Source organism: Burkholderia sp. HMSC10F09, assembly GCF_001806955.1.
Taxonomy (GTDB): Bacteria; Pseudomonadota; Gammaproteobacteria; order Burkholderiales; family Burkholderiaceae; genus Burkholderia; species Burkholderia multivorans.
In genome coordinates this window covers 1-8191 of record NZ_KV786940.1, presented here as the reverse complement: position 1 = coordinate 8191, position 8191 = coordinate 1, and the positions used below count along the sequence as shown (strand labels likewise).

The 8191-nt window shown below is 70.0% G+C and carries 7 protein-coding genes; 3 read left to right on the top strand and 4 right to left on the bottom strand.

The features are described from left to right. From HMPREF3115_RS28120 to HMPREF3115_RS28110, 3 genes are all read right to left on the bottom strand, one after another. Positions 1-1515: DUF802 domain-containing protein (locus HMPREF3115_RS28120; protein ID WP_141751751.1), on the bottom strand; the 1515-nt coding region annotated here is incomplete at its 3' end. A 12-nt stretch (positions 1516-1527) separates the two neighbouring features. Continuing rightward, complete coding sequence (locus HMPREF3115_RS28115; RefSeq protein ID WP_070557033.1) at positions 1528-2286, bottom strand: DUF3348 domain-containing protein; 759 nt, start codon at positions 2284-2286, stop codon at positions 1528-1530. 504 nt (positions 2287-2790) lie between these two features. Then, complete coding sequence (locus HMPREF3115_RS28110; RefSeq protein ID WP_070557031.1) at positions 2791-3429, bottom strand: LysE family translocator; 639 nt, start codon at positions 3427-3429, stop codon at positions 2791-2793. Positions 3430-3655: 226 nt separating this feature from the next. Between HMPREF3115_RS28110 and HMPREF3115_RS28105 the strand changes: the two genes are divergently transcribed. Next, on the top strand, positions 3656-4225 hold the full coding sequence (locus tag HMPREF3115_RS28105; RefSeq protein WP_070557029.1) for a hypothetical protein: 570 nt from the start codon (positions 3656-3658) through the stop codon (positions 4223-4225). Positions 4226-4330: 105 nt separating this feature from the next. Next, on the top strand, positions 4331-5710 hold the full coding sequence (locus HMPREF3115_RS28100) for an FAD-containing oxidoreductase (protein WP_070557027.1): 1380 nt from the start codon (positions 4331-4333) through the stop codon (positions 5708-5710). 152 nt (positions 5711-5862) lie between these two features. Here the strand turns inward: HMPREF3115_RS28100 and HMPREF3115_RS28095 are convergent, their stop codons facing one another. Next, positions 5863-6741 carry an IclR family transcriptional regulator gene (locus HMPREF3115_RS28095; protein WP_006397887.1) on the bottom strand — a complete coding sequence of 293 codons (879 nt, stop codon included), beginning with the start codon at positions 6739-6741 and terminating at the stop codon, positions 5863-5865. A 291-nt stretch (positions 6742-7032) separates the two neighbouring features. Between HMPREF3115_RS28095 and HMPREF3115_RS28090 the strand changes: the two genes are divergently transcribed. Next, positions 7033-8115 (top strand): ABC transporter ATP-binding protein, encoded by a 1083-nt coding sequence (locus HMPREF3115_RS28090; RefSeq protein ID WP_006404328.1) that lies wholly within the window; start codon positions 7033-7035, stop codon positions 8113-8115. Positions 8116-8191 lie beyond the last annotated feature (76 nt).

Below are 8191 nucleotides of genomic sequence, written 5' to 3'. Positions count from 1 at the left end.
GTTCGAGCGTTGTTCGAAGGTGGCGGCTTGCGCAGCGAGATCGCGTGTCGTTTGCGCGAGCGCGTCGCAGATTTCCTGCTGACGGTCGGCGCTCTTCGCGCCCGCGCGTTGCCATTCGTCGCCGAGCTTCGCGGCCATCGCGGCGAGCGATTCGTTCCATGCGGCGAGCCGCTGCGCATCGCGCGCGGCGAGTTCGGTCTGCAGATGCGTGTGCGCGTCGCGCATCGCGGCGAGCGTCGACGCCGAATGGCGCTCGAACGTCGCTGCCGCGTCGCTCAATGCGCGCGCATGCTGGCCGGCCAGCGTTTCGCCGACCTGCTCCTGACGCGACAAGGCATCGCGCCACGCATCCGCGAGACGGCCTTCGGTCGATTCGAGGCGCGTCGCGACGCCGTCGAGCAAGTCCGCCGAGCGCTGCGCGAACGTGTCGGCGAACTGGCCGAGCGTCGTGTCGAGCCGCTGTGCGACCGCATCGCCGGCACTGCGCTGCGCGTCGAGCGCGCGATGCCACGCGGCCGTCACGTTTGCGGTCGCGGCCTCGAAACCGTTCGTCAGGCCGTCGAGCTGACGCTGCACCGCGCCCGACACCGTGTCGCGCAGCGCCGCCATTTCCTGCGCGAGCCCTGTCATCGTCGCGGCGACGACCGGCTGCAGCGCGGCACCGGCCACGCGCGCGCTTTCGGCCGCGCTTTCCTGCAGCGATGCGCCGACGCTCGACGCGAGACGCGCATACGCCTGCTCGGTGCGGTCGAAGAACGCCTGCTGGCTTTCGAGCTGACGCTCGTGCAGCGCCACGCTGCGCGCCTCGAGCGTCGTCATCATCGTCTGCAGCCGGTCGACGAGCGCGGGCATCGTGTCGGCCTGCTGCTGCAGCAGGCGGAACGATTCGTCGCGCCGATGCGCGGGCGTATGCACGCGCAGCGTCGTCGCGATCTGCGCGTCGAGCTGCTGCGCGGCCTCGCTGCGTTCGCGGCGCACCAGCGCCGACAGCAACCCGAGCATCGCGGACGTCGCGACGCCGGCGATCGACGTGCCGAACGCGAACCCGAGCCCCTTCACGGGCGCAATGAGCGAGGCGCGGATCGCATCGAGATCGGTCGCGCTTTCGAGCGCGGCACCCGTGCCCTTCAGCGTGACGACCATCCCGAGCAGCGTGCCGAGCATGCCGAGCAGCACGAGCAGACCGACGAGATAGGGCGTCAGTGCCGGGCCCGGCAGCGCGACGCGCGTGCCGTCGATGCGCGCACGCACCGCGCCGCGCAGGCCGGCCGGCAACGTGTCGAGCCACGCATCGAGCCGCGCCGGCGGTTCGGCGAGCGCCGCGACCGCGCGCGACAGCGCTGCGGTCGCCTGCCGGTAGCGCAGCAGTTCCCACGCGCCCGCGACATAGCATGCGCCGATCAGCAGCGTGACGGCCGACGCGAGCGGATTCGATCCGACATAGCCGGCGGCGATCCAGCACACGGCGAGCAGACCGGCAGCGAAGACAACGAGATCAATACGAATTCTGGACATATGTAGACAGACCTAGCAGGTACGAAGGGCCGCGAGCAGCCCTTCCACCGTTTGAAACCGCACTTCGAGTTCGGCGAGCAGCACGCTTTGCATCTCGTCGCGGAACGCGTCGAGCCATGCGCCGGGCGTGGCCGCGCGCGGCTGCGCCGCGACGCTCGCATCGGCGGGCGCGTCGCCATCCGGCTCGGCGGACGCATCGGCGAGCGCCTGCCGTTCCGCTTCGCGCAGCCGCTCGAAGCGCGTGCCGAGCAGCGCGGGCACGGTCGACAGCAGGCTGCGCTCGCGCGCGCCGAGCACGCGCTCCATGATGGCGTCGAGCGTCGCGAGCCGCGCCATCCCGGACGAGCGCGCGGCGAGCGCGACGCGCAGCCGGCTGCGCAACTGGCCGATCGCCGTTTCCATCTCCTGCTGCAGCTGCAGATAGCGCTGCCGGAAATCCGCGAAATCGGCCGTGTCGGCGGCGGGCGGCGGCAGTTCGCCGGGGCGGCGTCGCGCGCGCGGACGGTTCAGCGCCGTGATCGCCTGCGCGAGGTCGTGACGCACGCGCGCGCAGTCGCGCTCCGCGTCGTGGCCGCGTACGCCGGCCGCGACGCCGGGCGGGCTCGCGTTCAGCGCGGACGACAGCGTGATCGCGTCGGTCCAGCCGAGCCACTGGCTCAGCCGGTCCGACAGCGTCTGCGGCGAAGCCGCGACGTCGGCATCGACGATGCGCGCAAGCAGCCGAACGAGGGTCGGACCGCTCAGCGTAGCGCGTGGAGGAGCTTGCACCATGCTGCAGACAGTCAAAAAAGGCAGCAGTTTACACGCCGACGCGCGGTCGACCGCGAGAATCTCGGAAGCGGCGTGCGAACCGAAGTCGTGAATACGCGCGAACGCCCGTCGGGCAAGGGATGGCGCGGCGAGGTCGAGTCGCCGCGCATCGGGCGTCGGGTTGGAGCGCGATGGGCGGGATGCGGTATGGCCACCGGGAAGGACGAGGATTGAAAGCGGAATCGGAGACGGGACGAGTACGCGCTCGCCCGCCGGACGAGGTACGGCGCGGCCAGGTCGAGCCGTCGCACATCGCGCCCCGCCGTGACGCGCCACCGGCGGGACGCCGTATCGCGTCGCGAGCGGCAAGGAGCGGAAGCCGAAGCGGCGACGATCAAGCTCGCTGCGCCAGCAGCGACGCGCAAAAGCGGCACCGTGCATCGCGCCGCACAACGTCCGCCGCTGCGACCGACGCCGCCGGCCACAGCGCCCGCCGGCCGAACAACCCAGCAGCACCCAAACCGCTCAGATCCCCACCTTCGGCGCGTTCAGAATCAGCCGCAAGCCGAGCAGCGCGATCGCGCCGGCCGCGACGCGGTCGACCCATTTCTTCGCGCGCAGATAGAGTTCGCGCGGCCGCCGCGTCGAAAAGCACAGCGCGACGATCGTGTACCAGCCGAATTCGACGCCGAACACGAGCGGCGGCAGCGCGAGATAGCACCACAGCGGCGGATGCTGCGGCAGCAGCGCCGCGAAGATGCTGCCGTACCAGATCGCCGTCTTCGGGTTGCTGAGCTGCGTCGTCAGGCCGGTCAGGAACGACTTGCGCGCGCTGCCGGCCGGCGCGGCCCGCGAGTCGTCCATCGCGATCGGGCGATCCGCGCCGCGCCAGATCTTCAACGCCATGTAGATCAGATACGCGCCGCCCGCGATCTTGAGCCCGACATAGAGCCATTCGACGGTCTGCAGCAGCGTATAGAGCCCGGCGAGCGCGACGCCGCCGAACGCGATGCCGCCGACACCCATGCCGAGCGCGGTCGCGAGGCCGTCGCGCCGCGACAGGCCGATCGAATTGCGCGCCACCAGCACGAAACTGGGGCCGGGAATCATGGCGCCGAGCCACAGCGCGGCGAGAATCGCGAATACGGCGGCCGTTGCAGTCATCGAAGTCTCCTCGAACGGAACGCCGCCGCGACAACGCCGCGCGCTCCTGCGCTCCAGCCGCCGATTCTGGCACGCCTTGCGCGCGGCCGAAAGCGCGACGCAAAGGCCGACGGGCGCTGCTATGCTCGTAGAGGCACGCGCCGCGCGACGAGCGCGCCCGCGTGCGCCTCGCCGCGCGCGTTCCGCGTCCGTTCCCGTTGTCCGACGGCCTGCCCCGCCCACCGCCATGCGACCGCTTCGCCTGCTGCTTCCGCTTCTCGCCGCGCTGTCCGGCCCCACGCTCGCCGACGATCTGCCGCCGGCGATCGCCGCGCAGCTGCCGCCCGGCTATGAGCCGATGGTCGCGCGCGAAGGGCCGGCGCTCGGCAACGGGCTGCGCAGTTTTCTCGTCGTCGTGCATCGGGCGGTCGACACGCGCGCGCAGCCGTCCCCGCGCCCGCTGCTGATCTACGAGGAACGGCCCGATCACGGCTATCGGCTCGCCGCGCGCAACGACAGCGTCGTGCTGCGCGCGAACGATGCGCCGCAGTGCGATCCGTTCGACCCGGAGGACGTCGCGGATCACGGGCTCGCAGTCAAGGGGCGCTATTTCACCGTGCAGAACGAGATCGCATGCGGCCAGCACTGGAGCGACTACGTGACGTTCCGCTACGACGCGCGCACGCACGGCTGGCTGTTCGCGAACCGGGTCGACACCGAGTCGTTCCCGGTCGACGACAAGCCGGATCAGGTCACCGTCACGCGCGCCGATCCGCACCGGCCGGTGCCGTTCGCGCAGTGGCGCCGCAAGGAATGAAAACTGCGTGCGCGCCGCCCGGACATCGTCGGGCGGACGGACGCCGCCGTCGCGTGCGGGCTCGCCCGCCCGCAGTTTCCCGATCCACCAGCGCAGGAGAACGCCATGACGCAACACTTCGACGCGATCGTGATCGGCACCGGCCAGGCCGGGCCGCCGCTCGCCGCACGGCTCTCGGTAGCCGGCATGACCGTCGCGATCGTCGAACGCGGCCGCTTCGGCGGCACGTGCGTGAACACCGGCTGCATTCCGACCAAGACGCTGATCGCGAGCGCGTACGCCGCGCAGCTCGCGCGGCGCGCAAGCGAATACGGCGTGTCGGTCGGCGGCGCCGTCACCGTCGACATGAAGGCCGTGAAGGCGCGCAAGGACCGGATCGCCGGCCGCTCGAACCACGGCGTCGAGCAATGGGTGCGCGGGCTCGAGCGCACGACCGTGTTCCAGGGGCACGCGCGCTTCGAAGGCGCGAAGACGGTGCGCGTCGGCGACGCGCTGCTCGAAGCGGACCGCATCTTCATCAATGTCGGCGGACGCGCGCAAATACCGCCGATGCCGGGCCTCGACACCGTGCGTTATCTGACCAACTCGTCGATGATGGACGTCGACTTCCTGCCCGATCATCTCGTGATCGTCGGCGGCAGCTACGTCGGGCTCGAGTTCGGTCAGATGTATCGCCGCTTCGGCTCGAAGGTGACGATCGTCGAGAAAGGCCCGCGGCTGATCCGGCGCGAGGACGAAGACGTCTCGGACGCGGTGCGCGAGATTCTCGAAAACGAAGGCATCGACGTGCAGCTCGACGCAAATTGCCTGAGCGCACGGCCCGACGGCGCCGGCATCGCGATCGGGCTGGACTGCGGCGGCAGCGGCCGCGAAGTGACGGGCTCGCATCTGCTGCTCGCGGTCGGCCGCGTGCCGAACACCGACGATCTCGGGCTCGACCGCGCGGGCGTCGATACCGACGAGCGCGGCTACATCAAGGTCGACGAGCAGCTGCGCACGAACGTCGACGGCATCTGGGCGCTCGGCGACTGCAACGGCCGCGGCGCGTTCACGCATACCGCCTACAACGACTACGAGATCGTCGCGGCGAATCTGCTCGACAACGATCCGCGCAAGGTCTCCGATCGCGTCCCCGCCTATGCGATGTATATCGATCCGCCGCTCGGCCGCGTCGGCATGACGCTCGCGGAAGCGAAACGAAGCGGCCGCAAGCTGCTGGTCGGCACGCGGCCGATGACGCGCGTCGGCCGCGCGGTCGAAAAGGGCGAAAGCCAGGGTTTCATGAAGGTGATCGTCGACGCGGACAACCACGCGATTCTCGGTGCATCGATCCTCGGCGTGACGGGCGACGAGGTCGTGCATACGCTGCTCGACGTGATGACGGCCGGGGCGCCCTATATGACGATCAGCCGCGCGATGCATATTCACCCGACCGTGTCGGAACTGCTGCCGACGCTGCTGCAGGATCTGCATCCGGTCGAATGATGCGAGTCGCGCGTGCGTTCGGATCGTGTACCGACGCAGCGATCGATCATGCGCGAAGCTGAACGCGTTCCTCGACGCGTTGAACGCAGGGGACGGCCCGCCGTAGCTACCGATGCACTAGCGCCGCACGGTGGCGCCCGACGCTGCCGCGCCTATCCGGCTTTCCCGGACAGCCCGTGCATCGGCCGCCGCAGCGCGGCGTCGAACGGATTCGTGCGCGGGCCGATCGCCTCGGCCTGGCGGCGCAGCAGTTCGACGACCATCGGCATCCGGTCGTCGCCGAGGCGCGACGCGAGCGTACCGACGCTCAGCGCACCGACCGGATAGCCGGTGCGATCGAGGATCGGCACCGCGACGCCGGCCATCCCGTCGAGCACGCCGCTGTTGCGGCCCGCGTAGCCGAGCTGCCGCACGCGGTCGATCTCGGTGCGCAGATAGACCTCGTCGAGCACGCCGTAGCCGCGAATGCGCGGCACGTTGAAGCGGATCACCTCCTCGCGCTCGGCTTCCGGCAGGAACGCGAGGATCGCGAGGCTGCCCTGCCCGACGCCGAGCGCGACGCGCCCGCCGATGTCGCCGGTAAACGACCGGATCGGAAACGGCCCCTCGCAGAGATCGAGGCACACCGCGTCGAAGCCGCTCTTCACGAGCAGGAAGATCGTCTCGCCGAGGCTCGCGCAGAGCCGCAGCAGCGCGGGCCGGCACAGCGTGCGCATGCTGCTCGGATTGCCGGCCAGCGCGGCGAGCGCGAAGAAGTCGACACTGAGCCGGTACAGCTTCGAGCGCTCGTCCTGCTCGACCATGCCTTCGGCGATCAGCGACTGCAGGATCCGGTGCGCGGTGCCCTGCGTGAGGCCGACCGCCTTCGCGAGATGCGTGACGCGCACGCCGTCCTGCTGCATGCCGGCCAGCGCGCGCAGGATCGCGAACGCCCGCTGCAGCATGCCGGTGCCCGGCGCGCCGCCCGTGTCGGCGGCGTCGCCGTCGGCGGGCGCGGCGCGCGACGTTCCGGGCGAATGCGGTTCCTGCATGCCGGCTCTCCTCGACGATTTCATTGAACGGAATACGGAGCGCCATTGTCGCCGCATGCGGACGCGCCCGGCATCCGGGTGTGCACGGGATTGACGGGCGTCTTTCGCGGGCCGCTCGGCCTTCATTCACCGGAACGATTTGCTCGCGCTTCGTCATCTCGTTCCATTGACCGGAATTTTTCGGAAATTCCTCTCGTTCAGCAGAATTCGAAATTGACGGTCCGAAATATGGCTGGCTAGAGTCCGCGTCAATGACGCACCGCCATCCGGTGTGCGAATCGGGAGTTCCCCATGTCGTTTCTCACGCTGACGGACCTGACGAAATCGTTCGGCGAGCTGACCGCCGTCGCCGACGTGAACCTCTCCGTCGAACAAGGCGAATTCGTGTCGCTGCTCGGCCCGTCCGGCTGCGGCAAGACGACGACGCTGCAGATGATCGCGGGCTTCGTCGACGTCACGCGCGGACGCATCACGCTCGACGGCCAGGACATCACGCACATGAAACCGAACCGCCGCGGGCTCGGGATCGTGTTCCAGAGCTACGCGCTGTTTCCGCACATGAGCGTCGCGGAGAACGTCGGCTTCGGGCTCGACATGCGCGGCGTCGACAAGGCCGAGCGCGCGGAGCGCATCCGCGCGGCGCTCGCGCTCGTGCGCCTCGATGCGCTCGCGCATCGCTTTCCGCGCGAGCTGTCCGGCGGCCAGCGGCAGCGCGTCGCGATCGCGCGCGCGGTCGTGATCGAACCGCCGGTGCTGCTGCTCGACGAGCCGATGTCGAATCTCGACGCGAAGCTGCGCGAGGAGATGCAGTTCGAGCTGCGCGCGATCCAGCGCAAGATCGGCACGACGACGATCATGGTCACGCACGATCAGTCGGAAGCACTGTCGATCAGCGATCGCGTGGTCGTGATGGAAGCCGGCCGCATCACGCAGATCGATACGCCGTATCACGCTTATGAACGGCCCGAAAACCGGTTCGTGTCGCAGTTCATCGGCAAGGCCAACCTGCTGCCGGGCACGATCGTCGCGCACGACGGCGACGCGATCCGCATCGACCTCGGGCACGACCTCGCGGAGACGGGCCGCACCGCGCACCTGCCCGCGCACGAACGCGACGTGCGTGTCGGCGATCCCGTCTCGGTCTGCATCCGTCCGGAAAAGCTGCGGCTCTGCACGCCGGGCGCAGGCCGCGTCGCCGCGACCGTCACGAGCCGCTTCTTCCTCGGCAGCCAATGGCTGTATCGCGTCGACAGCGCACTCGGCGAAGTGCTCGTGTGCTGCCAGAACGAAGGCGCCGAGCCGCTCGCGGAAGGCGCGCCGGTCGGCATCGACTGGCACAGCGACGCGGTGCGCGTGATGCGCCGGGAGGCCTGAATGGGACAGCCTACCCGCCCGCTGCAGGCCGACGGCGCACCGGCCGGCGTCGCGCCGCGCAGCGCGGCCGAGCCCG

Bases quoted from the DNA above. Each gene is read 5' to 3' on its own strand.
- HMPREF3115_RS28100 (WP_070557027.1), top strand. From the start codon at position 4,331: ATGACGCAACACTTCGACGCGATCGTGATCGGCACCGGCCAGGCCGGG.
- HMPREF3115_RS28105 (WP_070557029.1), top strand. From the start codon at position 3,656: ATGCGACCGCTTCGCCTGCTGCTTCCGCTTCTCGCCGCGCTGTCCGGC.
- HMPREF3115_RS28110 (WP_070557031.1), bottom strand. From the start codon at position 3,429: ATGACTGCAACGGCCGCCGTATTCGCGATTCTCGCCGCGCTGTGGCTC.
- HMPREF3115_RS28090 (WP_006404328.1), top strand. From the start codon at position 7,033: ATGTCGTTTCTCACGCTGACGGACCTGACGAAATCGTTCGGCGAGCTG.
- HMPREF3115_RS28115 (WP_070557033.1), bottom strand. From the start codon at position 2,286: ATGGTGCAAGCTCCTCCACGCGCTACGCTGAGCGGTCCGACCCTCGTT.
- HMPREF3115_RS28095 (WP_006397887.1), bottom strand. From the start codon at position 6,741: ATGCAGGAACCGCATTCGCCCGGAACGTCGCGCGCCGCGCCCGCCGAC.